24 protein-coding genes are annotated in these 23,448 nt (G+C 66.8%); 7 read left to right on the top strand and 17 right to left on the bottom strand.

From position 1 onward, the window contains the following. Nucleotides 1-101: 101 nt before the first annotated feature. Complete coding sequence (locus C492_RS12805; RefSeq protein WP_008424191.1) at nt 102-1,070, top strand: sugar phosphate isomerase/epimerase family protein; 969 nt, start codon at nt 102-104, stop codon at nt 1,068-1,070. A gap of 18 nt (nt 1,071-1,088) precedes the next feature. Here the strand turns inward: C492_RS12805 and C492_RS12800 are convergent, their stop codons facing one another. From C492_RS12800 to C492_RS12770, 7 genes are all read right to left on the bottom strand, one after another. Continuing rightward, complete coding sequence (locus C492_RS12800; protein WP_008424189.1) at nt 1,089-2,456, bottom strand: aminotransferase class III-fold pyridoxal phosphate-dependent enzyme; 1,368 nt, start codon at nt 2,454-2,456, stop codon at nt 1,089-1,091. Between the two features lie 126 nt (nt 2,457-2,582). Then, the gene (locus C492_RS12795; RefSeq protein WP_239643439.1) at nt 2,583-4,196 is read right to left on the bottom strand and encodes a BCCT family transporter; all 1,614 of its coding nucleotides are present in this window, start codon (nt 4,194-4,196) and stop codon (nt 2,583-2,585) included. A 408-nt stretch (nt 4,197-4,604) separates the two neighbouring features. Beyond that, nucleotides 4,605-5,252: a hypothetical protein gene (locus tag C492_RS12790; protein ID WP_008424186.1), complete on the bottom strand. Its 648-nt coding sequence runs from the start codon at nt 5,250-5,252 to the stop codon at nt 4,605-4,607. Between the two features lie 87 nt (nt 5,253-5,339). Then, complete coding sequence (locus C492_RS12785) at nt 5,340-6,620, bottom strand: amidohydrolase (RefSeq protein WP_008424184.1); 1,281 nt, start codon at nt 6,618-6,620, stop codon at nt 5,340-5,342. 198 nt (nt 6,621-6,818) lie between these two features. Next, the gene (locus C492_RS12780; protein ID WP_008424183.1) at nt 6,819-7,208 is read right to left on the bottom strand and encodes a Rid family detoxifying hydrolase; all 390 of its coding nucleotides are present in this window, start codon (nt 7,206-7,208) and stop codon (nt 6,819-6,821) included. Nucleotides 7,209-7,219: 11 nt separating this feature from the next. Continuing rightward, nucleotides 7,220-8,602, bottom strand: coding sequence for an aspartate aminotransferase family protein (locus C492_RS12775; protein ID WP_008424181.1), 1,383 nt, complete (start codon nt 8,600-8,602; stop codon nt 7,220-7,222). A gap of 162 nt (nt 8,603-8,764) precedes the next feature. Next, nucleotides 8,765-9,310: a CDP-2,3-bis-(O-geranylgeranyl)-sn-glycerol synthase gene (locus C492_RS12770; protein WP_008424179.1), complete on the bottom strand. Its 546-nt coding sequence runs from the start codon at nt 9,308-9,310 to the stop codon at nt 8,765-8,767. Between the two features lie 129 nt (nt 9,311-9,439). Here C492_RS12770 and C492_RS12765 point away from each other — a divergent pair, with 129 nt between their 5' ends. From C492_RS12765 to C492_RS12755, 3 genes are all read left to right on the top strand, one after another. Further along, the gene (locus C492_RS12765; RefSeq protein ID WP_008424177.1) at nt 9,440-10,327 is read left to right on the top strand and encodes a proline dehydrogenase family protein; all 888 of its coding nucleotides are present in this window, start codon (nt 9,440-9,442) and stop codon (nt 10,325-10,327) included. Between the two features lie 39 nt (nt 10,328-10,366). Then, the gene (locus tag C492_RS12760; RefSeq protein ID WP_008424175.1) at nt 10,367-11,080 is read left to right on the top strand and encodes a DUF502 domain-containing protein; all 714 of its coding nucleotides are present in this window, start codon (nt 10,367-10,369) and stop codon (nt 11,078-11,080) included. Between the two features lie 74 nt (nt 11,081-11,154). Further along, a complete protein-coding gene (locus C492_RS12755; RefSeq protein ID WP_008424174.1) occupies nt 11,155-11,595 on the top strand; it encodes a hypothetical protein in 441 nt (146 codons plus the stop codon). Nucleotides 11,596-11,644: 49 nt separating this feature from the next. On the opposite strand, the gene C492_RS12750 is transcribed toward C492_RS12755, so the two are convergent. Further along, complete coding sequence (locus tag C492_RS12750; protein WP_008424172.1) at nt 11,645-12,574, bottom strand: branched-chain amino acid transaminase; 930 nt, start codon at nt 12,572-12,574, stop codon at nt 11,645-11,647. 112 nt (nt 12,575-12,686) lie between these two features. Further along, a complete protein-coding gene (locus tag C492_RS12745; protein WP_008424170.1) occupies nt 12,687-13,214 on the bottom strand; it encodes a winged helix-turn-helix transcriptional regulator in 528 nt (175 codons plus the stop codon). A 206-nt stretch (nt 13,215-13,420) separates the two neighbouring features. Here C492_RS12745 and C492_RS12740 point away from each other — a divergent pair, with 206 nt between their 5' ends. Next, a complete protein-coding gene (locus tag C492_RS12740) occupies nt 13,421-13,771 on the top strand; it encodes a DUF7471 family protein (protein ID WP_008424168.1) in 351 nt (116 codons plus the stop codon). Nucleotides 13,772-13,779: 8 nt separating this feature from the next. On the opposite strand, the gene ribB is transcribed toward C492_RS12740, so the two are convergent. From ribB to C492_RS12720, 4 genes are all read right to left on the bottom strand, one after another. Continuing rightward, a complete protein-coding gene (gene ribB, locus C492_RS12735) occupies nt 13,780-14,472 on the bottom strand; it encodes a 3,4-dihydroxy-2-butanone-4-phosphate synthase (RefSeq protein ID WP_008424166.1) in 693 nt (230 codons plus the stop codon). Beyond that, nucleotides 14,469-15,176, bottom strand: a complete 708-nt coding sequence (locus C492_RS12730) for a DUF120 domain-containing protein (protein ID WP_049893043.1) — start codon at nt 15,174-15,176, stop codon at nt 14,469-14,471. The genes ribB and C492_RS12730 overlap by 4 nt, the downstream gene beginning before the upstream one ends. 187 nt (nt 15,177-15,363) lie before the next feature. After that, nucleotides 15,364-16,371 carry a 4-demethylwyosine synthase TYW1 gene (twy1, locus tag C492_RS12725; protein WP_008424163.1) on the bottom strand — a complete coding sequence of 336 codons (1,008 nt, stop codon included), beginning with the start codon at nt 16,369-16,371 and terminating at the stop codon, nt 15,364-15,366. A 79-nt stretch (nt 16,372-16,450) separates the two neighbouring features. Beyond that, nucleotides 16,451-16,756 carry a hypothetical protein gene (locus C492_RS12720; protein ID WP_008424162.1) on the bottom strand — a complete coding sequence of 102 codons (306 nt, stop codon included), beginning with the start codon at nt 16,754-16,756 and terminating at the stop codon, nt 16,451-16,453. 140 nt (nt 16,757-16,896) lie between these two features. Between C492_RS12720 and C492_RS12715 the strand changes: the two genes are divergently transcribed. Beyond that, the gene (locus tag C492_RS12715; RefSeq protein ID WP_008424160.1) at nt 16,897-17,238 is read left to right on the top strand and encodes a carboxymuconolactone decarboxylase family protein; all 342 of its coding nucleotides are present in this window, start codon (nt 16,897-16,899) and stop codon (nt 17,236-17,238) included. 103 nt (nt 17,239-17,341) lie between these two features. Here the strand turns inward: C492_RS12715 and C492_RS12710 are convergent, their stop codons facing one another. The 4 genes from C492_RS12710 to glpK form a co-directional block, all read right to left on the bottom strand. Beyond that, complete coding sequence (locus C492_RS12710) at nt 17,342-17,521, bottom strand: hypothetical protein (protein ID WP_049893042.1); 180 nt, start codon at nt 17,519-17,521, stop codon at nt 17,342-17,344. A 556-nt stretch (nt 17,522-18,077) separates the two neighbouring features. Continuing rightward, nucleotides 18,078-18,761: an HAD-IIB family hydrolase gene (locus tag C492_RS12705; RefSeq protein ID WP_008424158.1), complete on the bottom strand. Its 684-nt coding sequence runs from the start codon at nt 18,759-18,761 to the stop codon at nt 18,078-18,080. 46 nt (nt 18,762-18,807) lie between these two features. Further along, on the bottom strand, nt 18,808-19,881 hold the full coding sequence (locus C492_RS12700; protein ID WP_008424157.1) for a hypothetical protein: 1,074 nt from the start codon (nt 19,879-19,881) through the stop codon (nt 18,808-18,810). A gap of 3 nt (nt 19,882-19,884) precedes the next feature. Then, complete coding sequence (gene glpK / locus C492_RS12695; protein WP_049893041.1) at nt 19,885-21,426, bottom strand: glycerol kinase GlpK; 1,542 nt, start codon at nt 21,424-21,426, stop codon at nt 19,885-19,887. 308 nt (nt 21,427-21,734) lie between these two features. Here glpK and glpA point away from each other — a divergent pair, with 308 nt between their 5' ends. Then, entirely contained in the window at nt 21,735-23,447 is a 1,713-nt protein-coding gene (glpA, locus tag C492_RS12690; RefSeq protein ID WP_008424153.1) for an anaerobic glycerol-3-phosphate dehydrogenase subunit GlpA, read from the top strand. Nucleotide 23,448: the final 1 nt, after the last annotated feature.

The following is a 23,448-nucleotide window of genomic DNA, read 5'->3' as shown; positions in this document are numbered from 1 at the left end:
CGCGTTTTCCGAGGAAATTCGACCCATAGACCGTCTACCGTCGACAGACGGGAGGTGACTCCACCCGGATTTATGGACTCTCGTCACGACCGTTCGTCCGTATGGATATCGGCGTACACACCCCGCCGCTCGCGGACGAATCGCTCGAGGGCGCCCTGGCGTACCTCTCGGATATCGGCGTCGACGCGATCGAACCCGGCGTCGGCGGCTTCCCCGGCGACGACCACCTCGTTCGCGAGGAGTACCTCGACGACGAGGACGCCCAGCTCGAGCTCGAGGAGCTACTCGGAGAGTTCGAGATGCGGATCAGCGCGCTCGCGACGCACAACAACCCGCTGCACCCCGACGAGGAGCGGGCCGAGGAGGCCGACACCGAGCTCCGCGAGGCGATCGAACTCGCCGACCAGCTCGAGGTCGGTACCGTAACCTGTTTCTCCGGGCTGCCCGCGGGCGGCCCCGACGACGAGGTGCCGAACTGGATCACCGCGCCGTGGCCGACCGAGCACGCCGACGCCCACGACTACCAGTGGGAGGTCGCCGTCGACTACTGGTCGGATCTCGCCGCGTTCGCCGACGACCGCGGCGTCGACCTCGCGATCGAGATGCACCCGAACATGCTCGTGTACGAACCCCACGGGATGGCCCGCTTGCGCGAGGAGACGAACGACCGCGTCGGCGCGAACTTCGACCCCTCCCACCTGTACTGGCAGGATATCTCGATCACCGACGCGATCCGGTATCTCGGCGAGCGCGACGCGATCCACCACTTCCACGCCAAGGACACGAAGGTCTACGAGGAACAGGCCCGCGAGAAGGGCGTGTTGGATACGACGGCCTACGACGACGAGCCGAACCGCTCGTGGCTGTTCCGCTCGGTCGGCTACGGCCACGGCGAGGGCCACTGGAAAGACGTCGTCTCGACGCTGCGGATGGTCGGCTACGACGGCGCGCTCAGTATCGAACACGAGGACTCGCTGACCAGCTCCCGCGAGGGCCTCGAGAAAGCCGTCGAACTCCTTGAGCGGGCCCTCTTCCGCGAGCAACCCGGCGAGGCGTACTGGGCCGAATAAGGATTCCGCGTCCGACGACTACCGCTCGGCGACTCTCGCGTTCGGACCCGCGGCTTCGATCGCCTCGCTGAAGATCCCGATCCCGAGTTCGATCTCGCGTTCGCTCGAGTCCAGCGGCGGGAGCAGCCGGATCGTCTTCTTCCCGCAGCCGAGGGTCAACAGCCCGCGGCGCAGCGACTCCTCGACGACGGCGCTGCGGCGCTCTGGGGTGTCGAACTCGACGGCGAGCATCAGGCCCTTGCCCCGGACGTCGACGACGTGGTCGGGCGCGTCGTCCCGGAGCAACTCCTTCGCCTGCCGTCCTCGGTCGGTGGCGTTCTCGAGCAGATCGTGTTCGTCGATCGCCTCGAGGGTGAGCGCGCCCATCATCGAACCGAGTAGATCGCCCCCGCCGAACGTCGAGCCCAGGCGGTTCTTCTCGCTGGGGAAGATCTCCGATCGGGAGATCGTCGCGCCGACGCGAAGCGCCTTCGCCGCCGAGATGACGTCTGGCTCGATCGGGTAGTGATCGGAGGCCCAGATCTCGCCGGTGCGACCGACGCCGGACTGGATCTCGTCGACGACCAGCGGGATGTCGTACTCGTCGGTGACGGCCGCGACCTCCTCCATGAACGCCTCGCTGGGGAAGCGGTAGCCGCCGACGCCCTGGATCGGCTCGAGGGTCAGGAACGCGATCTCGTCGGGGTTGATGTGGCCGCCCTCCGGGGACAGCGAGTTCCGGAGCTGCGAGCCGCCGTTCGCGAAGAACCCGCAGTCGCAGCTGTCGGCGTCACAGCCCCGATCGGCACAGAACGGCACCGTCTCGATCCCGTCGATCTGAGGGTAGTGACGCGTGTAGACCTCCTTGGACTTGGTGATCGACAGCGTCCCGAAGGTGCGCCCGTGGAAGCTCCCGGCGAAGGCGACGCCGTACTTCGCGGGCGCCCGGTAGTCGTGGGTGATCTTCATCGCGTTCTCCATCGCCTCCGCGCCGGAGTTCGAGAGGAAGACCGTGTCCATCCCGTACTGACTCGAGACGTCGACCAGCTTCTCCATCAGGTGGCTCGAGCCCGGCACCGCCGACTCCTCGGGGGTCGGACCCGCGCCGAAGTACATGTCCTGGCCAGCGATCTTCATCGGCTCGACGAGATCGAACGCCCGCAGTTTGTCGGTGACTTTCTCGTTGTTGTAGCCAAGCGGCGCGGCGCCGATGTGACACGTGAAATCGAGCAGTACGTTGCCGTCGACGTCGGTGACGAACGGGCCGTCGGCCTCGCGGGTCACGTCCCAGACGAACTCGTGGGAGTACTCGCTCGGCGCCGCGTTCTCCCCGTGGAACTCGACCCACTCGCGGGCGTTGGGTCCGGGGAACGCGTCCACGTTCGGTTCGGCAGTGTCCCTATCCATACACAGATAATGTGTACGTCGTACATTAAATGTTGTTATAGATGAGCACGGAAGTCGAGAATCGAGGATCGAACCGTCGCGGCGAACGAACCGATGCGGACGATACCGGACGATTCGAACGTCCCGTCAGTCGTCGTCGCCCGGCTCCGCGGTCGTGGTCGGATCGTCGGATCGCCGTTCCGCCGAGCCGACGAGCACCGTCTCCTCCTGGAGCAGCACGCGGCCGTTGGTGCCGCTCAGGTTCTTGATCAGCGACAGCATCGCGAGGAAACAGACGATCGCGAACGGCGCACCGGTAATGACGACGGCCTGCTCGAGGGCGCCGGCGCCGCCCTCGCCGCCGAGGATCATCAAGATTGCGGCGGTCAGCCCGAGGACGATGCCCCAGAAGACGCGGTTGATCGTCGAGGGCGACTCCTTGCCACCGGTGGTCATCATCGAGACCGCGAGCGTCGAGGAGTCGGCGGACGTGATGAAAAACGTCGTCACGATCAGGAGGAACGCGACCATAAAGACCGCGCCGAAGGGCAGGGCGTCGAACAGGATGAAGCCGGAGACCTCCGGGCCGACCTCGCCGGCGATAACCGCGCCGAAGTCCGCGGCGCCTGTGTCCTGCAGGTAGACGGCGGTCCCGCCGACGAACGTGAACCAGGGGATGGTCGCGGCGGAGGTCGCGACGATTCCGGTAAAGGCGACCTCGCGAATGGTTCGCCCCTTCGAGATCCGCGCGATAAAGAGCCCGGCGAAGGGAGACCACGAGAGCGCCCACGCCCAGTAGAAGACCGTCCAGCTCTCGACCCAGCCGGTGCCGCCATCGCCGGCGCCGGTGTAGAGGCTCATCGAGACGAAGTCGCTGATCATGCCGCCGATGGCCTGCGAGCCGAGCAACAGCAGGAACATCGACGGACCGAGGATGAACGTCGCCAGCATGATCACGACGAACAGCCCCATGTTGAAGTTCGAGAGCCGACGGATCCCCTTGTCGACCCCGAGCACCATCGAGATCGTAAAGAGGATCGTCATCGTCGTTACCACGAGCAAGATGCCGACGTCGCCGAAGTTGAGCCCCCACTGGTACTCCAGCCCGCTGACGAACTGGCTGCCGATAAAGCCCAGCGAGGTCGCGACGCCGCCGATCGTCGCGAAGACGGCGAGGATGTCGACGACTTTAGCGACGGGGCCGTCCAGGTTCTCCTTCCCGAGGATCGGCGTCAGCGCCGACGAGGCGCGCAGCGGGACCTTCTCGTAGTTGTACGCGAAGTAGCCGATCGCGATCCCCATGATCGTAAACACCGCGAGCTGCGGGAGCGCCCAGTGGAACAGCGTCTGCTGGATCGCGAGTGGGACCGCCTCGCTGGTGCCGCCTTCGACGCCGAACAGCGGGTTCGGATCGGCGTAGTAGAACAGCCCCTCGGTCGGCCCCCAGAAGACGACGCCGGCCGCGAACCCGGCCGAGTACAACATCGAGAAAAACGAGAGGAAACTGTACTCGGGATCCTCGTCGCCGAGCTTGAGCCGTCCCCAGGGACCGACGATCAGGTACAACAGGAACACGACAATCAGGAACACGATCACCAGCAGCGCCCAGCTCATGTAGCTGAGCATCTCCGCGTGGACCGTTTCGATCCCGCCGGCGACGAAGTCCCGATCGACGAAGAAGGCGACGATCACGCCGACGGTCAGCAAGGCGCCGAACGCGAAGACGACCGGGTCGAGCTCGTCGAGGAACCGGCCGACCATCCCCCGTTCGCTGTTGCTCACGCGAACTCACCTCCGGCTCTCGAGCCGAGCGGTCGGTTCGATCCGCGGCGGTTCTCCCTCCCACTCGCCGTGCGCTGCGATGGCATACCGAACCCATTGCCAGTATCTCGCATAAACATTTCCTTTTCGTATCTACCATACACAGATTGCGTTTATTATACGGATCGTGTACGGATCGCCTCAACGGAACCCATAATCGAACAGTCGGGCAGTGGTTATAGCTATATCTTCAGGAGTTCACGGTATAGCACCCAACAATCAAATCTACGATTCGAACCCGCGATTCGTCGAACTATCCGCTAACTATGTCAAACGATACTCGTAATCGCGTACTGTATTCGATTTTTCGAACCCCCTCGTTCGGTGCGAAACCGAAGCGGACGGCGGTCAGTTGGTCAACTCCTCGAGGTTCCGCTCGCGAGCGGCCGCGCTCTCGTCGGCGCGCTCGGCGAACTCGTCGACGCGGTCCTTGATCTCCTCGCGGGTGGCCTCCGGAGAGAAGGAGTCGGACATCGTCAGCAGTCGGACGAACGCCCGCAGCTCCTCGTCGGTGAGCTGGGCGAACTCCTCGTTCTCGAGTTTCGCGACGACCTCGTCGACGTCGATCTGGCCGACAGGTTCGACGCTGAACTCGACGTTGACCATCCGGTAGTTCGAGCCGGCCAGGCGCTGTTCGGCCTTGCCGACGCCCTCCGAGAGCATGTCCCTGAACGGGGTGTGATACCCCATCGCCCCGAGGTGGAGGAAAGCGAGCATGTCGGTGATCCCCTGGGTGTAGGCGTCCCGATCCTCGTCGTCGGGATCGAACACCGTCTCGCGGTCCCGTTCCTCCATGTACTCGAAGAGGATGCTGAAATCGAGTATCGAGTTGCGGACCCGGCGTCGGATCCGATTTCGCTTCTGTTTCTTGGAGTGGTCGGTGTAGTCCGTCTTGCGACCGAGGAGGAAGTCGCGATCGGAGGGTGTGAGGATCCCGCGGGGCCGATCCGAGTCGGCCGCGGTCCGAAGCGACTGCGGAACGTCATCCTGGCTCATACGCAATACTGGCGGATCGCGGGAATTAATGTTTCTGATCCGAGCAACCTGACGGCGAGCGGATAGCTTCGTCGAACCGCGGCGGACTCACACCGGCCGCCGGGAGAGCTCGAGGATCGTCCGCGAGAGCACCGCCGCGCCGATCTCGAGGCTGTCCTCGTCGATATCGAACGTCGGCGTGTGGTGGTTGGTCGGGTGATCGGTCCCCACGAGGAGGTAGGATGCGAGGCCACCGCGGTCCTGAACGCGGTTCATCAGGTAGGTGACGTCCTCGCTGACGCCGAACTCCGTCGAGGGGATCACTCGGTCGACGCCGTCGACGTCGCGGGCGACGCCCTCGACCAGCTCGCGCAGGGCGGGGTGGCTATCGGCCCTGGGAGACTCGCTGACGACCCGGGGGGTGACGTCGCAGTCGTGCATCTCCGCGGCGGCGTAGCAGACGCGCTCGAGTTCGGTCCGCATGTACTCCATCAATCCCGTCGTCTCACCGCGGACCTCCGCGTCGATCGCGATCTCCTCGGCGATGACGTTGCTCGCGGTGCCGCCCTCGATGCGACCGACGTTGACGCGGGTCTGGCCCTCGCTGTGGCGGGGGATCCCGTAGGCGTTCTGGATCGCCGTCGCCGCGGCCTGCATCGCGTTGCCGCCCTCGTTGGGCGCCTTCCCCGCGTGGGCGCTGGCGCCCTCGAACGTCGCCGTCAGGTGGGCCATCGCCAGCGGCTTCTCGACGCCGGCGACGATCTCGCCCGTCGGATGGTCGAGTCCGACGTGGAGCGCCAGCAGGTAGTCGACGTCGTCGAGGTACCCCCCTTCGGCCATCGCTTTCCCGCCGCCGGAGATCTCCTCGGCGGGCTGGAAGAAGACTTTCAGCGTCCCCGAAAAATCGCTCTCCCCGATCGCCTCGATCGTCCCCAGCGCGATCGCGATGTGGGCGTCGTGGCCGCAGGCGTGCATGAACCCCTCGTGTTCCGAGCGAAACCCCTCCGCGGCGGGTCGGTGCTCGGCCAGGTCGGACTCGGTCATCGAGATCGCGTCCATGTCGACCCGGAGCCCGATCGTCGGCCCCTCGCCGCGCTCGAGGACGCCGACCACGCCGGTGTGGCCGTCCGCAGTCCGTTCGAGGACGTCCTCGCGAACCCCCGCCTCGCGGGCGCGCTCCAGCCAGGGCTCGAGTTCGCTCGAGTCGGGCACCGCCATCCGCTGGTCGGTCGAGAGCGCCTCCCGACCGACGGCGATCTCGTCGACCCCGAGTCGCTCGAGCTCCTCGACGATCCGGGCCGTCGTCCGGAACTCCCGCCACCCTGGTTCCGGGCATCGGTGGAACTCCCGTCTGAGCTCCGACAGCCGGTTTCGAACGTCGTACACCATCTTTCGTGGCGGTAGGCAGTCGGTTCACTTAACGGTACGTTTGTCGGGACGGCCTTCGTTTGGACGGCGATACGACGATCGAATCGCGCCGACCCGCGGGGTGGCGTCGCGGACGGGTCGTCGACGGTCGAGACGGTTCCGTCTTCGGGCGACGCCACCCGGTCGCGCAAAACCGGTCGAAAACGAGTTTCGTCGCTTCTAGCCGAGGTAGGCGGTCGCGTCCATCTCGACCCGGACGTCCTCGGGCAGCCGCGAGACCTCGACGCAGACCCTGGCGGGCGGCTCCTCGCCGAACGTCTCCCCGTAGGCCTCGTTGACCAGCTCGTAGTCCTCGAGATCCGTGAGGTAGACGGTCACCTTCACGACGTCCGCGAGACCGTCGCCGCCGGCCTCGTCGACGACCGCGGCGACGTTCTCGAGCACGCGGTCGGTCTGGGCACCGATGTCGCCGTCGACGGCCTCGCCCGTCTCGGGATCGACGGGGCCGTAGCCCGAGACGTGGAGGGTGTCCCCGGCGCGGACGCCCTGGGAGTAGGGGTTGTCGTTGCTCGGTGCGCCGTCGGTGGTGATGGGTTCGGTGTCGGACATCGTTCGGGTCGTCAGGCCGTCTGTCTGGTCTCTGCGGTCGCGTGCTCGATCGCGTCGGCGATAACGTCGAGCGCCGTCTCCGCGAGCTCCTGGGTGAGCACGAGCGGCGGCAGCAGCCGGAGGACGTTGCCGTGACGGCCGGCCGACCAGACGAGGACGCCGTGTTCGAAGCAGTACTGCTGGATCTCGTCGACGAGGTCGTCGGCCGGCGCGCCGTCGCTATCGACGAACTCGGCGCCGATGAACAGCCCCTGGCCGCGGACGTCGCCGAGGCGGTCGTTCCCGTCGGCGACCTCCCGGAGTCGGTCGCGGATGTACGTGCCCAGCTCGCGGCCGTGAGCCAGCAGGTCGTGGTCCTGAATGTACTCGATGGCGCGGCTGCCGGCCCGCATCGCGACGACGTGGCCGCGGTAGGTGCCGGCGTGATCGCCCGACCCCCACGTGTCGAGGTCCTCGTGGTACATCGTCGCCGACAGCGGGAAGCCGACGCCGCCCAGCGCCTTCGCCGAGGTCATGACGTCCGGCGTGACGTCGGCCCAGTCGCTGGCCCACCACTCGCCGGTGCGGCCGAAGCCGCTCTGGATCTCGTCGAAGACGAGCGTGACGTCGTTGTCGTCGGCGAGGTCGCGCAGCCCCCGCAGGAACCCCTCCGGAGGCGTGACGACGCCGCCCTCGCCCTGAATCGGTTCGACGATGATCCCCGCGGGGTTCGCGAGTCCGCCGTAGGGGTCCTCGAGGATCGCCTGGACCTCCTCGAGGGCGTGGTCGACGGCCTCCTGGGGCTGCTTGCCTTGCTCGAACGGGTTCGGATACGGCGCGTGGACGACGTCGGGCAGCAACGGCGTGTAGTGTTCCTTGAAGCTCTTGTTCGAGGTGACGCTCATCGCGCCGGTCGTCGCGCCGTGGTAGGCCCCGCGGAACGCGATCAGGCCGTCGCCGCCGGTGTTGTACTTCGAGAGCTTGATCGAGGCCTCGATGGCGTCGCTACCGGTCGGGCCGCCGAAGACGACCTTCTGGTTGCCCGCGAGTCCGTCGGGGGCGATCTCGTCGAGTTTCTCGATCAGCTCGAGGCGGGCCTCGGTCGGGAAGTCGACCGTGTGGACCAGCTTGTCGGCCTGCTCGTGGACGGCCTCGAGCACGTAGGGGTTCGCGTGACCGACGTTGAGCACGCCGATGCCGGCGAACATGTCGATGTAGGTGTTGCCGTCGACGTCCCGGACCGTCGCGCCCGAGCCCTCCTCGAACGCGACCGGGATGTCCTCGGGGTAGGCGACCGCGCTGCTGTCGATCTCGCGTTGTTTCTCGAGCAGCTCGCGCGAGCGCGGGCCGGGGACGGTGTCGACGTTCGGTGCCTCCTCGTAGTGTAGGTCGTCGATCGGTGGACCTGCCGTCATACGTAGGCCCAGGAGGAACAGTGATAAATAATTTGTCCACAGTAACTATAGAGGTCGTACACAGAAATCGATTCAGGAGGGAAATCGAGCGACGCGGACGGCGAAGGCGTCGAGACGCCGTTTCTCCCGTTCGACGGGGCAGCGAGCGTCCGATCCCGACGATCACCAGGGTTCGTCCTTGAGTCCGAGCCTGTAGGCGATCACGTTCGTCGTGACGTGCAACACCGGCGTGAGCACGACGACGACGGCGACCACGCCCCACGTGAACACCTCGAAGAACCACTCGGTCGCCAGCAGCGCCGTCAGAGGAAGGGAGACGACGACGAAGTCGAGCTGGTCGAGTCCGGGAAACATCGCGCCGCGCCGGCGACCGGTCCGGCGCTTGAGGAAGGAGGCCCCGATGTCGCCGAGCATCGCCCCCGCGGCGAGCCCGAACGCCGCGAGCGGGACGAACGACGGCACGCCGATCCCGGTCGCCGCGCGCACGGGATCGGCGAGGAGGGTCAGGACGCCGGCCAGCGCCACGCCGGCGAGGATCCCCGCGGCGGTTCCACGCCAGGTCTTTCCGTCCCCGAGCACGCGCTTGTCGCCCCAGGTCCGTCCGCCGTCGATCGGCCGACCGCCGCCGGCGAGCACCGCGGCGTTGTTGGGAACGTAGGCTGGCAACATCGCCCAGAAGGCGACGACGATCGTCTCGAGTACTGCCATGTGCGGCGGAACGAACCCGCGTGTCTTAATCGAGGCGGTTCCGCAGCGTCCCGGGCGGTCCCGGCGCGTCGGTTTCCCGCGAGGAGAGCGAGCGCTACTTCCTTGTGAACGGCGTCGTATCACTCGAGTATGATACCGCCAGTCGCGAACCGATTCGTCGCCGGGGAGGGACCCGCCGGGGCCCTCGAGCACGTTCGCCAGCTGAACGGCCGGGACGTGAAGGCGATCGTGAACCTGCTGGGCGAACACTACGACGACCGCGAGGACGTCGACGCCGACGCCCGCGAGTACCGCGAGCTCGTCGAAGATATCGCGCGGTCGGACCTCGAGGCGACGATCTCGGTCAAACCCACCCAGATCGGCCTCGACCTCGGCGAGAGCGTCTTCCGGGAGAACCTCGAGGAGATCGTCGAGACGGCGGCCGACCGCGGCGTCTTCGTCTGGATCGACATGGAAGATCACACGACGACCGACGCGACCCTCGACGCCTACGAGGAGCTGGCCCGAGCGTACGGGGGCGGTGAGCGTTCCGCCGAAACGCGATCCTCGTCGGACCGGTGGGCCGACGGCGGGGTCGGCGTCTGCGTCCAGGCGAACCTGAAACGAACCCGCAGGGACGTCGAACGACTCGCCGACGTTCCCGGGAAGGTTCGGTTCGTCAAGGGCGCCTACGACGAACCTTCCGAGATCGCCTACACCGACGGGGAGGCCGTCAACCGCGAGTACGAGGCGTTGCTCGAGTTCGCCTTCGAACAGTTCGAGGACGGCATCGCGGTCGGCAGCCACGACCCGGCGATGATCGAGCGCGCGATCGAACTCCACGAGGAACACGGCACCGACTTCGAGATCCAGATGCTGATGGGCGTCCGGAACGACGCCCAGTTCGAGCTCGCCGAGGAGTACGAGGTCTACCAGTACGTCCCCTACGGCGCCCGCTGGAAGTCGTACTTCTATCGCCGCGCGATGGAGCGCAAGGAGAACCTCCGGTTCGCGCTGCGAGCCGTCCTCGGCCGGTAAAGGAAAGGGCTCATTAGCTCCGGTGAGAGTGAACGCACAATGGCTTCGTGGAAGCGGGACTTCGCGAGCGGGCTGATCGTTCTCGGCCCCATCCTCGTGACGCTGTACGTCAGCTACTGGCTCTACGGGTTTATCGCGGGACTGACGCCGGAGCTGATCCTCGACGAGGCCGTCCTCCGCCCGCTGATCCCCGACGACGGGGCGCAGGCCCAGCAGACCCGCGAGGAACTCGCCCAGTTTCTCCGGGTGATCGTCGCGCTGGCGGTGCTGATCATCCTCACGTTCTCGGTCGGCTACCTCATGCGAACGACCGTCGGCGGACTGGTCGAACGGCTCCTCGACAACGTCGCCAACCGGGTTCCCGTGATCCGGGTCGTTTACAACGCCTCGAAGATGGCCGCCGAGACCGCCTTCGGCGAGCAGGACTCCCTGCAGAAACCCGTCAAGATCGAGACCTGGCGGGGACTCCGAATGACCGCGTTCAAGACCGGGAAGGTGACCGAGGACGGTCGCGAGGTGCTCTTCTTGCCGACGTCGCCGAACATCACGACGGGGTTCGTCGTCGAGGTCGAATCCGAGCAGATCACCGAACTCGACGAGGACGTCGAGGATGCGCTCACGCGCGTGCTGAGCGCCGGCTTCGGCGACTCGAATCGGAGCCGCGACATGGAGTCCGGAATTCCGATCGACGTCGTCGACGAGACGACCGCCGACGGCGGGGAGACGGACTCCGAACCGCGCCTCGAGGACTGATCGGGGCTCGCTTTCGGAGGCGCCGTCGGCGCCGAAACCGGGCCCTTTTGATCGGACCCCGCCTTCGAACGAGTATGCAACGACGAACGGTTCTCGCGGGGGTTTCGAGCGTTCCATTCCTCGCCGGATGTCTCTCGGACGACGGGGTCAACGCGAGCGGCGACATCGCGATCGTCATCGACGGCGACCCGATCGACCTCTCGGCGGACCGGTACCAGGCCGAGAACGCCGAGAACCACTCGGTTCGGTTTCACCTCCACGACGGCGACGAGAACTGGTACATGGAAGGCGAGGAACCGGTGACGATCGCCGAGGGGATCGACCTGCTGCCTCACTTCCGGTTCGAGACGATCGAGGGCAACCACGTCCTCGAGCACGACGGGGTAACCTACGACGAGGCCGACGCCACCACCGAGTTGCGGGCGCTGGTCGACGGCGAGTCCGTCGATCCCGCGTCGTACGTCCCCGAGGACGGCGACGGGCTGCGCCTGGAAGTGACGACGAGCAGTCGCTAACGCCGGAGTCCCCTCGTTCGGACGATTCGAGCGTTCGACTCGACGCTCCCTAGACGTACGTGAACCAGTCGTCGTACTCGTCGGTGCGCCGTTCGACGACCTCGAAGAACTTCGACTGGAGCTCCTCGGTCACCGGACCCCGCGAGCCGTCGCCGATGACGACGTTGTCGACCTTCCGGATGGGCGTGACCTCCGCCGCCGAGCCCGTAAAGAAGAGTTCGTCGGCGGTGTTGAGTTCGCCCCGCGAGATCGAGGCGCTGTCGTGGACGGTGTAGCCCAGATCCTCCGCGAGCGTGATCACGGTCTTGCGGGTGATGCCGTCGAGGATCGACTCCGAGAGCCCGGGCGTGTAGATCTCGCCGTCGCGCACGAGGAAGACGTTCTCGCCGGGGCCTTCGGCGACGTCGCCCTCCTTGTTGAGGACGATCGCTTCGGCGTAGCCGTTGCGGCGGGCCTCCTCGCCCGCGAGCATGCTGTTGACGTACAGCCCCGTGGTCTTGGCGTTCGTCGGGATCTGACTCGAGGCGTGTTTCCGCCAGGAGGAGACCATCACCTCGATCCCGTTCTCGAGGGCGTCCTCGCCGAGGTAGGTGCCCCACGGCCAGGCGGCGATCGCGATCCGCGTCGGACAGTCGCCGGGACTCACCCCGAGGCTGTCGTAGCCGTAGAAGGCGACGGGGCGGATATAACAGGAGGCCAGTTCCTGGCTCCGGACAAGCTCGAGAGTCGCCTCGGTCAGCTCCTCGCGGTCGTAGCCGATCTCCATCTCGTAGGGTTTGGCCGACTGGTAGAGCCGTTCTAAGTGTGCGTCCCAGCGGAAGATCGCGGGCCCTTCCTCGGTGTCGTAACAGCGCGCCCCCTCGAAGATTCCCGTCCCGTAGTGCAGACCGTGGGTGAGCACGTGGATCTGCGCGTCGTCCCAGTCCACGAACTCGCCGTCCATCCAGATCGTGTCGACGTCCATCTCGTCGAATCCCATAGACGGGGGGACGAAGCCCGGCGTAATGAACGTTCGCGATTGGCGGTCCGGGCGGACGACGCGGGACGGGATCGCGAACGACTCGCGACGTGCGCCCGACGCCGCACCCGGGCTACTCCGAGTCGCCCGGGCTCTCGAGCAAGCCGTCGACGAGACGGGTGAACCGGTCGAGCAGTCGGTCCGGAACCGTCGGCTCGATCGCCGACAGCAACTCGGCGGTCCGCTCGCGGTTCGCGAGCCGGAGGACGACGCGGTTGCGCTCGTCGTACTCCTTCTCGACGACCGTCCGTTCGACCAGGCGCTCGAGGTGGTACTCGAGGGTGCTCCGGGCGATCCCGAGCGCGTCGGCGACCGCGCTCGGTCCCGTCGGCTCGTGCTCGATCAGGTAGACGACGATCTCGCGGGCGGTTTCGCGCCGGAACAGCGCCAGCACCGCCCGCTCGCGTTCGTCGTACTTGGGTGTGTAGTAGTGCGTTCGGCCGTAGAACTCGCCGCGAACGAGCTCGCCGTCGTCGATCGATCGGCGAACGTGGTACTGGATCTGCCCCGGCGCGAACGACGACTCCCGGACGAGCTCGTTGAAGTGAATGCCGGCGTTCGCGCGGACGTGGGCTTCGATCTGTCGTCTCGTGTCTGTCATTGGCATCGGCTCCGTCGGCGGACGGTCGGCGTCGACCGCTAGCGGATCCGCACTGATAACCGGTTTCGATCGTTCCCGATCCGCGAGAACGGGCCGACCGTCGCCGCCTCCGGACGGGTTGTGGAACGGTCGACCCCGATCGACATACTACCCGCATTCGCGACCGAAGGACATAGTACCGCCCCGACCGACGTACGACACCGAAGATGCAGTTCCCGATCCCGGTCGGCGGCGGCTGGGTCGACCCCCAGCTGACCCCGATACTGCTCGTCGTCATCGTGCTGGCAGCGATCGGCACGACGGTGCTGTTCTGTTGCGGGGTCGTCGCCTACTCCCGTCGGCGATCGAGGCGGTACCTGCTGATCACCGCCGTGCTCGGGTTGCTCGTGATCCGATCGATCGTCGGGCTGGGCACCGTCTTCGGGCTCGTGCCCATGACGGTCCACCACCTCGTCGAGCACGGGTTCGACTTCTCGATCGCCGTTCTCGTGTTGTACGCGGTCTACCGGAGCAGTCCGGGATCCCAGCGGCGCTCGCTGGGAAGCGACGGCGACTGACGAACGGTTCAGTCCAGCCGCTCGAGCACGTCCCGACCCTCGAGGTAGACGTAGTCGTGGCGGTCGGCGTAGCCGCGGGCGTCGGCCGGGACGAGCGCCTCGCCGGTCCGTTCGTCCAGCATCTCGCAGACGACGACCGCGGGCGGGAGGTCGGCGGCGTCGGCGAGGGCGAGCCCGAGTTCGGTGTGACCCTCCCGCTGGTCGAGCAGCTCCGGGGCCGCCTTCAGCAGGTGGACGTGGCCGGGCACCCGGAACTCGGACGCGAACTCCGTCGTGGCGGGGTCGGCGGCGGCCTCGCCCAGCGCCCGGATCGTCCGCGAGCGGTCGGCGTCGGTGATGCCCGTGTAGGTGTCGCGGTGGTTGACCGTCAGCGAGAACGACGAGCGCTCGTCGTACCCCAGCTCGTGATCGGCCGTCGCGGGGTGGTCGACCGCCTCGGCGTAGAAGGGGAGGTCGAACGCCTCCGCGACGCCGTGGCCAAGCGCGACGCAGACCAGCCCGCCCGCGTCGTTGCGCAGGTGCGCGACGGCCTCGGGCGTGACGGCGTCGGCGTGGTAGATGAGGTCGGTCTCGCCCTCGCGGTCGGCCGCGTCGTGGACCAGCACCGGCTCGCCGGCCCGCAGCGACTCGAGGGCGCGCTCGAACGTCGCCGGCGACCGTCCGCCCGCCCCGGCGTTCGCGCTGGCGCGGCCGCCGGTCATCGGCGATCACCCACGGTGACCGTCACGCGATCCCCGTCCGCGAGGTCGAGCTCCTCGCGGAGCTTGTCGGGGGCGATGACCTCGAGCTGGTCCTCGTCGTGGTGGGTTCGTTCGGGGGCGATGATGTGCGCTCCCTCGTACGCGTCGCCGTCCGCGGTCTCGACGGTCGCCGGGTGACAGACCGCTGGGCCGTACGTTCGGTCGTCGTCCTCCCAGCCGTCGATCGGCACGGGCTCGAGCGAGGCCAGCGCGCTCCGGCGGCGGACGCTGTCCTCGCGGAGGTCGACGTTCAGCGTCCCCGGAAACGGCTCGTAGCCGAGCCGCTCGGCGAACTGGCGTTCGTACCCCGGCAGCGAGATGTAGTGGCGACCCTCGCCCATCCCGCTGGTGACGGTTCCCTCGAGGGCGACCTCGGCGTCGGTCTCGAAGATCCGGCGGTAGTCCTCGTACTCGGCGTGGAGGGCCCGCTCGCCCGCGTCGGTCACCGCGACCCACTGGCCGTCGCTGACGGTGTCGCGCTCGAGCAGGTCGGCCGCTTCGAGGCGCTGGAGCCGCCGCGAGGCGGTCTGGTTCGACGCGTCGAGCCGATCCGCGAGGCGGGAACAGGAAATCTTGACGTCCCCCTCGAGCCCGCCCTCGAGGGCGAGCAGCTTGAGAACGGCGAGTTCGTCGTGGCCGACCGAAGACTCCGCTGACACTGACATACCTGGACGTTTCGTCGGATCACTCAAAAGCGTATCGGATGTGGAATGCGTAACGAAACCGTTATGCAGTTGGCGGAAGTTTATTCGCTTCGTACTGAACGTCCGCCCGACGCGGGTAAAAGCCCTCCGGCGAACGTCTTCGCGGCCGAACGTGTCGACGGGTCGGCCGTACGGGCCGGCGCTCGGGTCAGTCGCCGGTCATCGGGTCCCGCTCCCAGAACTCGCTGTCCTTCTCGAGTTTCGGCACCCAGGTGTCGGTCGTCTTCGAGAGCAGGGCGACACGGGAGGACGGAACGCCTTTCACCTCGGTGAACTCGGGCATGTACTCCCCGACGCGCTCGGCGAACGCGACGACCTCCTCGTGGTCGGGCATCGACGAGCGGTCGAGCCGCCCCTGAGAGTGGCCGACGTGCATGTACGCCTTCAGCTCGACGAAGTCGGGGTCGGCCTGCTGGTAGAAGCCGGCGTACCAGTCGGGGTGGTGCATGTTCTCGCCGTCGACCAGCGTCGTCCGCAACACCGTCCGCGTCTCCTCTTTCTCGCGGAGGACGCCCATCGTTTCGAGCAGGCGGTCCCAGGCGTCGTCCTCGACGGCCTTGACGACCCGATCGAAGGTGTGGCGTTCAGCGGCGTCGACGCTGACGTACAGCTGCGTGGGATCACACTCCCTGAGGACCTCGGGACGGGTGCCGTTCGAGACGAGAAAAGTGGTGATATCGCGGTCGTGGAAGGCCTCGAGCAGCTCCGGGAGGTAGGGGTACAGCGTCGGCTCGCCGTCCAGCGAGATGGCGACGTGGCGCGGTTCCATCGCCTCCTCGAAGACCTCGCGGGGAACCTCGTCGTTCCCGCCGAATCCGGACAGCAGTTTCTTCTGCAGGCGGATCGAGGCGTCGACGACCGCCTCGGGATCGTCCCACTCGACGTCGCCGAGCTCGTAGGCGTGGCCCCGGTGGTCCCGCCAGCAGAAGACGCAGCGCTCGTTGCACTTGACCACGGGCGTCATCTGGATGCAGCGGTGGGACTCGATCCCGTAGTAGACCTTCTTGTAGCAACAGCCCTCGCCGCGCAGGGCGTTGGCCGTCCAGCCGCAGGTCTGGGCCGCGGTGTGGTTCTCGCTGTGGTAGTCCGGACTCGAGACCTGGGCGGGGGCGTCGTCCCCGTCGGCGCTCGATCCGGGATCCGCGGAGTCGCTCATGTTGGTCTCCGTTTACGCGGCGCGGGCAAAAGCCGTGCGGTGTCAGGAGAGTCGAGGACAGTGAGTCCGTTCGAGGGCGCTACTTCCGGTGGGGGAGCGTGCCCGGTTCGACCGGTTCGCCGCCGTCCTCGTCGTCCTCGTCGGCGATCTCGCGCTCGAACGTGTAGATGACGATCCCGGTGTTTGCGGTCATGATCACGCCGGTCATCGGAACCGGCGCGAACAGGTAGAGCCCGACCCCAAGTAGGAACGGGATCGCAGTGACCGCGGCCCAAAAGACGGGTCGGGAGATTTCCCGTCGAATCGCATCCCGGTAGGTGAGCGCGAAGATCGCGGCCGTCCCGCTGAGGCCGAAGGCCCCGACCGCGAGATCCAGTCCGTCCATACGGAGGGGTTGGTCGGTTCGTAGAAAAGGGTTCTGCGACCGGTCGACACCTCGAGCGCTCGGGGCGATCGAGTGCGCCGGTTCCCGGCTCCCGGGGCTCGGCAGAAGTATCTTGGTGGTCCGGGCGGACCACCCCACGCATGGCAGATCAGATCGACGATCCCGACGAACTGCCGTCGACGGCGGGCGAGTTCGCCGACGACTACCCCGAGGTCTGGGAGGCGTACGCCGACCTCGGCGAGGCCTGCTCCGAAGCGGGCCCGATCGACGACGAGACGAAACGCCTGCTCAAACTCGCGCTCTCGATCGGCGCCCAATCGGAGGGAGCCGTCCACTCTCACGTCCGGCGCGGGCTCGAGGAGGACGTCGACCCCGAGGCCCTGAAACAGGTCGCCGCGCTCTCGATCCCGACGCTGGGGTTCCCGCAGGCGATGGCCGCGATCAGCTGGATCGAGGATCTCACTGACGAGGACGAAACCTGACGCAGTCGGCGAGTCGCTTCCCCGTTCTTTCGTGACCGCGCTCGAGCGACGCGAGACCAGTGCAGTCCCGTCTCGAGGGAGGCTATACCTCCGCTCGAGCGAGTTACTCGCGCTCATCGACGCGCTCGAGCGAGCGAAAGAGGACGACGGCGGCGAGCGCGACGCTCATCGTCAGCAGTGCAAAGAGGACCTGTCGTTCGTAGCCGCTGACTCGAGTCGTCGTCCAGAGGAGGAGTCCGGTCGCGAGGACCAATTCCAGCCCGACGATTCGTGCTCGAACCATAGTGGCCGTCTGTCCTGTACGGGCAAGTTGTTATATTACTAATGGTTGGTAGCACGGTTTCTTTATTCAGAGAGGGAGCGAAACTCGCGTTCCGTACAGGTGAAGCAGGTATCACCGCCAGAATCCGCGATCGAAGCGAGCGGTTCCCCGCCGAAGCGGGCGAAGCCCGCGGAGGCGGCTTTTTAGCGTAGATTTTTGGAGGAGTGGTGAGCGAGCGACGCGAGCGAACCCGACGAGAAAAAGGTACGTCTGCATCTCCATGTAACAGTTCGACCGCCTCAGATCCACGACGCAAACTGAACAACGAAACCGCGGGACGATCTGTTGTTACTCATTTGTCGATCACGGAGATAAAAAATCGCCACGTCCTCCCCAGCCGATTCGCTCACGTCGTTCGCTCATCCCTCGCGCAGCATCATCGACTGCCCTCACTGGCGTTCGGACAGTCGACAGCGCACGCCACCGCAGCGTTATTCGGTCGGTTACACTCGTTCCGGACGAACCGCTGGAAGCCTCCTCGTTGACGTAGGTCCGCGGGTCGACACAGGTTCGAGGGTTATCGACTCCCACGAACGCGCTCGAGCGCGGTCAGCGTCCCGTCGGCGTGGCCCTCCTCGAGCACCTCGTCTGCGGCCTCGGTCGCGGCCGCGTCGGCGTTGGCCACCGCGAAGCTCCGGCCCGCGACCTCGAACGTCGAGACGTCGTTGACCGAGTCGCCGACGGCGACGGTCTCGGCGAGGTCGAAGCCGACGTGTTCGGCGATGGTCTCGACGCCGTCGCCCTTGTTCGGCGCCGTGTCCTTGACGTGGTAGGCGTAGCCGGTGTCGACGACCTCGAGGCCGTGTTCGGCGGCGATCTCCCGCAGCGGTTCGACGGGCTGCTCGAGGTTGATCGCGACCTCGGTCTCGCGCCAGCGGTTGACGGTGTCCTCGGCGCCCCAGCCGGGTTCGTAGCCCGCCGCGCGGTAGTCCTCGACGACGGCCCGGGCGGCCTCCGGGTCGGCGGTGAAGAAGACGTCGTCGCCCGTGTAGACGACGCCGCCGTTCTCGGCGACGACGAGTTCGGGGACGCCGACGAACTGACAGAGGGCGACGGGGTAGGGAAACGCCTTCCCGGTGGCGATCACGACCGGGGCCTCCCACTCGCGGAGCGGATCGAAGACGCGCGGGTCGAGTCCCCACCCCTCGAGGCGAGTGAGCGTGCCGTCGACGTCGAGCACCAGCGGCGGATCGGCGGTCATGCCCGTCACTCGAGGGCTAGGAGACCTAAAAGAGTCGGTTCGAGGGCTACAGCGCGAGGTAGCCCGCGTTGGGGAGGAGCCCGGCCAGGTAGAGGATCCCGAGCACGAACATGAACTCGGCGATGGCCATCGCCGGCGGGTCGACGTGGGTCCCGGAGTGGGAGTAGAACACGCGTTGGGAGACCTCTCCCAGAAGGCCGCTGATCGCGCCGAACGCGCCGGCGACGAGCAACACGACCGGATCGCTCCCGATCGCCGAGGCCGCGATCACCGCCCCCACCGAGCCCAGCAGCGTCATGTGGTGGGTGACCGGGATCTTCTCGACGCCGAGGTTGAGAAACAGCAGGCTCATCGCGGAGATCGCGTAGCCCAGGAAGATGCTCCCCGTCTCGAGCCAGATGAACCCGCCGAGGATCCCGCCCACGAGGCCGACGGCGGCGACGCCGGACCACTCGTACTGGTGGGGGAGCCACGGCTCGGTGGCCAACCGGCCGCCCGCGTCGCCGCCGTCGGCAGCCACGCGCGTCTCCTCGCGCTCGAACGGCGTCATGTCGAGGATGTTCGCACCGCGGACCTTACCGATCAGCGGGTAGCCGAAGGCCAGTCGCGCCAGGAACGCCGTCGCCACGACCGAGAGCGCGATGTTGTCAGTCGGGAAGCCGACCCCGTCGAGCACCTGGGTGATCAGCAACCCGACGACGCCGAAAATCGCGCCGACCGCGAGGATGTCGGGTTTGGTCCCGAACGCGTACAGGATGTTCTTCCCGAAGTGGTAGTCCCAGCCGGCGGGTTCCATCTCGGGATAGCGCTTGCCGGCGTAGGCCGTCGCGGCGACGCCGCCGGCGAAGGCGATGTGGGGACCGGTGACCGCGCCGAAGCCGATCGTCCCGGTGATGCCGGTCGCGATGTCCCCGGCCGCGACGGCCCCGAGCCCGCCCAGTTCTCCCTCGAGAACGGCGAGACCCTCGCCGAGGAAGACGACGAAGCCCGTGAAGACGAACGCGGGCAGCGCGCCGAGGGCCGCCCCGAACGCACCGCCGGCGAGGGCGGCGATCAGCAGGACGACGAACGCCTCGAGCTCCATGCCGACGATCGGAACTTGCAGCAGGGTCCCGATCATGGCTCACTGCTCACCGTCCGTCGCCCAATTCCGCGCTCGATCGAGCGCGTCGTCCCAGCGGTCGTACTTTCGATCGGCCTCGGCGCGATCCATCTCGGGGTCGAACTCGCGGTCGATCTGCCAGTTGTCGCGCAACCCCTCGACGTCCTCCCAGTAACCGACGGCCAGCCCGGCGGCGTAGGCCGAGCCAAGCGCCGTCGTCTCGTCGACCTTCGGGCGGACGATCCTCGAGCCGATGATGTCCGACTGGAGCTGACAGAGGTAGTTGTTCTTGACCGCGCCGCCGTCGACCCGGAGGCTGGTCATCTCGATCCCCGAATCGGCTTCCATCGCCTCGGCGACGTCGCGGGTCTGGTAGGCGATCGACTCGAGGGTGGCCCGGACGACGTGTTCCTTGCGGGTGCCCCGGGTCATCCCGACGATGGTCCCGCGGGCGCGCTGGTCCCAGTGGGGGGCGCCCAGTCCCGTGAAGGCGGGAACGACGTAGACGCCGTCGGTCGAGTCGACGCTGCGGGCGAGTTCGGCGGTCTGGGCCGGGTTGTCGATCAGCGAGAGGTCCTCGAGCCACTCGATGGCCGCGCCGGTGACGAAGATCGAACCCTCGAGGGCGTACTGGACCGGTTCGCCCGAGCGCTGGAAGCCGATCGTCGTCAGCAGGCCGTGGTCGCTCTCGACGGCCTCCTCGCCGGTGTTCATCAGGAAGAACGAACCGGTGCCGTAGGTGTTTTTGGCGTCGCCGGCGTCGAAGCAGGTCTGGCCGAACAGCGCGGCCTGCTGGTCGCCCAGCGCCCCGGCAACGGGAACCTCGGCCTCGAGGAACCCGTCGGGATCGGTCGAGCCGTAGGTGTCGTCGTCGCTCGAGGGACGGACCTCCGGAAGCATCTCCCGGGGGATGCCGAACTCTTCGAGCAGGTCGTCGTCCCACTCGAGGTCGTGGATGTTGTACAGCATCGTCCGCGAGGCGTTCGTGACCTCGGTGATATGCTCGCCGGTGAGGTTGTAGATCAGCCAGGTGTCGATGGTCCCGAACAGCACGTCGCCCTGCTCGGCCCGGTCGTAGATGTCCTCGGGGCGGGTGCGCTCCATCTTGATCGGATCGGCGTTCTCGAGGAGCCACTCGGCTTTCGTCGCCGAGAAGTAGGCGTCGGCCTCGAGGCCGGTCTTCTCGCGGACCGTCTCGACGAGGCCGTCCTCCTCGAGCCGCTCGACGCGGTCGGTCGTCCGTCGGTCCTGCCAGACGATAGCGTTGTGGACCGGCCTGCCGGAGTCGGCGTCCCACAGCAGCGTCGTCTCGCGCTGGTTCGTGACGCCGATAGCCTCGAGCTGGTCGGGACTGATCCCCGCCTTGCCCAGCGCCGTCGTGATGACGTCTTTCGTGTTCTCCCAGATCTCTATCGGGTCGTGTTCGACCCAGCCGGGCTCCGGATAGATCTGTTCGTGTTTCTCGTAGGCGTTGGCGACGACCTGCCCGCCGTGGTCGAACACCATAAATCGCGTCCCTGTCGTTCCCTGATCGACTGCGCCGACGTACGTCTGTCCTGTCATTGGTGGTCACCCCGTCTCGCTCCGAGCGATGTCTTTACTGACGATCGCATTCTACTGGTAAACATTTCCTACGATCATTATAAACGTTGCCGAAGTTATAATATAGCTGTTACGTTAGCGCCGAAGTAATATGTACGATCCGACCCGAATCGTCTCGGTATCCGTCCGATCGTCGATATACCGTCGGAATCTCCTCGTGGAGCGGATATCGGTCCGCCCCGCACCGATCGGCGGTCGCTCGGGCGTTACTGCCGGTACGAGGTCTGCGATAAAATAAAGAGACAGGAGCGCGAGGTACGGACGAAGGGATGGCACACGACACCGAGGTTCTCGTACTCGGGGGCGGCTCGACCGGCTGCGGTATCGCCAGGGATCTGGCGATGCGCGGCGTCGAGGTCACGCTCGTCGAGCGAGGCAATCTGACCGACGGGACGACGGGCCGGATGCACGGCCTGCTACACAGCGGCGGACGCTACGCGGTTTCGGATCAGGCCAGCGCGGTCGAGTGCATCGAGGAAAACGAGATCCTCCGGGAGATCGCCGGCCACTGCGTCGAGACCACCGGCGGGCTGTTCGTTCAACGCCCCGAAGACCCGGACGACTACTTCCGGGAGAAACTCGAGGGCTGTCGGGACTGCGACATCCCCGCGAGAGTCCTCTCGGGGCGGGAGGCCCGCGAGGTCGAACCCTACCTCGCGGAGGACGTCAAGCGGGCGATCCAGGTCCCCGACGGCGCGGTCGATCCGTTCCGCCTGTGCGTCGCGAACGCGGTCGACGCCGAGAACTACGGCGCGCGCATCGAGACCCACGCCGAAGTGATCGACCTGCTCCGGGAGGGGGACGACATCTACGGCGTCGAGGTGCGCCACGAGTCCGGTCCCGGCAAGCGAACCCACGGGACGCCCGGCACGACCGAGGAGATCACCGCCGAGTACGTCGTGAACGCGACGGGTGCGTGGGCCGGCCAGATCGGTGCGATGGCCGACTTAGACGTCGAGGTTCGCCCCTCGAAGGGCGTGATGACGATCATGAACGTCCGCCAGGTCGACACCGTCATCAACCGCTGTCGGCCGAAGGGCGACGCCGACATCGTCGTCCCCCACGAGACGACCGCGATCCTCGGGACGACCGACGAGGAGGTCACGGACCCCGACGACTACCCCGAGGAGCAGTGGGAGGTCGACATGATGATCGACACGCTCTCCGAGCTCGTGCCGATCCTCGAGGAGGCCCGAACCATTCGCTCGTTCTGGGGCGTGCGGCCGCTGTACGAGCCCCCGGGCCGAGGGACGACGGATCCCACCGACATCACGCGCGATTTCTTCCTGCTCGATCACGAGGAACGGGACGGCGTCTCGGGGATGTCCAGTATCGTCGGCGGGAAGTTTACCACCTACCGGGCGATGGCCGAGGAGATCTCGAACCACGTCTGCGAGCAACTCGGCGTTCGAGCCTCGTGTGCGACCGCCGAGGAGGCCCTGCCGGGCAGCGAGAACCTCGCCGTCCTCGAGGAGGGGATGGACGACTTCGGGCTGCGCTCGCCGATCGCCCGCCGGAGCAAACAGCGGCTGGGAAGTCGGTCCCAGGAGGTCCTCGAGACCGACGAGCCGAACCCCGTCGTCTGCCAGTGCGAGGGCGTTACGCGGGCCGAAGTGCAGGACGCGATCGACCAGTCGGGATCGGACCTCAACGCCGTTCGCATCCGTACCCGCGCGTCGATGGGCAACTGCCAGGGCGGGTTCTGCTGTCAAAATATGGCCAACGAGCTCCACCCCGAGTACGACGAGGCGACGACTCGAGAGGCCCTGGACGAACTGTTCCAGGAGCGCTGGAAGGGCGAGCGCCACGCCCTCTGGGGCGAGCAACTCTCCCAGGCGATGCTCAACTACGCCCTGCACGCGACGACGATGAACCGGGACAACGATCCCGCGAGCCACACGGAAGCGGTCGACTACGGCGCGTTCGACTCGGGCGACTCGAGCGTGCGGCCCTCGTCGCGCCGGCGGTCGGGGGGTGACTGAG

It is taken from the genome of Natronococcus jeotgali DSM 18795 (assembly GCF_000337695.1).
Classification (GTDB): Archaea; Halobacteriota; Halobacteria; order Halobacteriales; family Natrialbaceae; genus Natronococcus; species Natronococcus jeotgali.
This window is presented reverse-complemented; position numbering and strand designations above follow the sequence as displayed.

Bases quoted from the DNA above. Each gene is read 5' to 3' on its own strand.
- C492_RS12805 (WP_008424191.1), top strand. From the start codon at position 102: ATGGATATCGGCGTACACACCCCGCCGCTCGCGGACGAATCGCTCGAG.
- C492_RS12800 (WP_008424189.1), bottom strand. From the start codon at position 2,456: ATGGATAGGGACACTGCCGAACCGAACGTGGACGCGTTCCCCGGACCC.
- C492_RS12795 (WP_239643439.1), bottom strand. From the start codon at position 4,196: ATGGTCGGCCGGTTCCTCGACGAGCTCGACCCGGTCGTCTTCGCGTTC.
- C492_RS12790 (WP_008424186.1), bottom strand. From the start codon at position 5,252: ATGAGCCAGGATGACGTTCCGCAGTCGCTTCGGACCGCGGCCGACTCG.
- C492_RS12785 (WP_008424184.1), bottom strand. From the start codon at position 6,620: ATGGTGTACGACGTTCGAAACCGGCTGTCGGAGCTCAGACGGGAGTTC.
- C492_RS12780 (WP_008424183.1), bottom strand. From the start codon at position 7,208: ATGTCCGACACCGAACCCATCACCACCGACGGCGCACCGAGCAACGAC.
- C492_RS12775 (WP_008424181.1), bottom strand. From the start codon at position 8,602: ATGACGGCAGGTCCACCGATCGACGACCTACACTACGAGGAGGCACCG.
- C492_RS12770 (WP_008424179.1), bottom strand. From the start codon at position 9,310: ATGGCAGTACTCGAGACGATCGTCGTCGCCTTCTGGGCGATGTTGCCA.
- C492_RS12765 (WP_008424177.1), top strand. From the start codon at position 9,440: ATGATACCGCCAGTCGCGAACCGATTCGTCGCCGGGGAGGGACCCGCC.
- C492_RS12760 (WP_008424175.1), top strand. From the start codon at position 10,367: ATGGCTTCGTGGAAGCGGGACTTCGCGAGCGGGCTGATCGTTCTCGGC.
- C492_RS12755 (WP_008424174.1), top strand. From the start codon at position 11,155: ATGCAACGACGAACGGTTCTCGCGGGGGTTTCGAGCGTTCCATTCCTC.
- C492_RS12750 (WP_008424172.1), bottom strand. From the start codon at position 12,574: ATGGGATTCGACGAGATGGACGTCGACACGATCTGGATGGACGGCGAG.
- C492_RS12745 (WP_008424170.1), bottom strand. From the start codon at position 13,214: ATGACAGACACGAGACGACAGATCGAAGCCCACGTCCGCGCGAACGCC.
- C492_RS12740 (WP_008424168.1), top strand. From the start codon at position 13,421: ATGCAGTTCCCGATCCCGGTCGGCGGCGGCTGGGTCGACCCCCAGCTG.
- ribB (WP_008424166.1), bottom strand. From the start codon at position 14,472: ATGACCGGCGGCCGCGCCAGCGCGAACGCCGGGGCGGGCGGACGGTCG.
- C492_RS12730 (WP_049893043.1), bottom strand. From the start codon at position 15,176: ATGTCAGTGTCAGCGGAGTCTTCGGTCGGCCACGACGAACTCGCCGTT.
- twy1 (WP_008424163.1), bottom strand. From the start codon at position 16,371: ATGAGCGACTCCGCGGATCCCGGATCGAGCGCCGACGGGGACGACGCC.
- C492_RS12720 (WP_008424162.1), bottom strand. From the start codon at position 16,756: ATGGACGGACTGGATCTCGCGGTCGGGGCCTTCGGCCTCAGCGGGACG.
- C492_RS12715 (WP_008424160.1), top strand. From the start codon at position 16,897: ATGGCAGATCAGATCGACGATCCCGACGAACTGCCGTCGACGGCGGGC.
- C492_RS12710 (WP_049893042.1), bottom strand. From the start codon at position 17,521: ATGGTTCGAGCACGAATCGTCGGGCTGGAATTGGTCCTCGCGACCGGA.
- C492_RS12705 (WP_008424158.1), bottom strand. From the start codon at position 18,761: ATGACCGCCGATCCGCCGCTGGTGCTCGACGTCGACGGCACGCTCACT.
- C492_RS12700 (WP_008424157.1), bottom strand. From the start codon at position 19,881: ATGATCGGGACCCTGCTGCAAGTTCCGATCGTCGGCATGGAGCTCGAG.
- glpK (WP_049893041.1), bottom strand. From the start codon at position 21,426: ATGACAGGACAGACGTACGTCGGCGCAGTCGATCAGGGAACGACAGGG.
- glpA (WP_008424153.1), top strand. From the start codon at position 21,735: ATGGCACACGACACCGAGGTTCTCGTACTCGGGGGCGGCTCGACCGGC.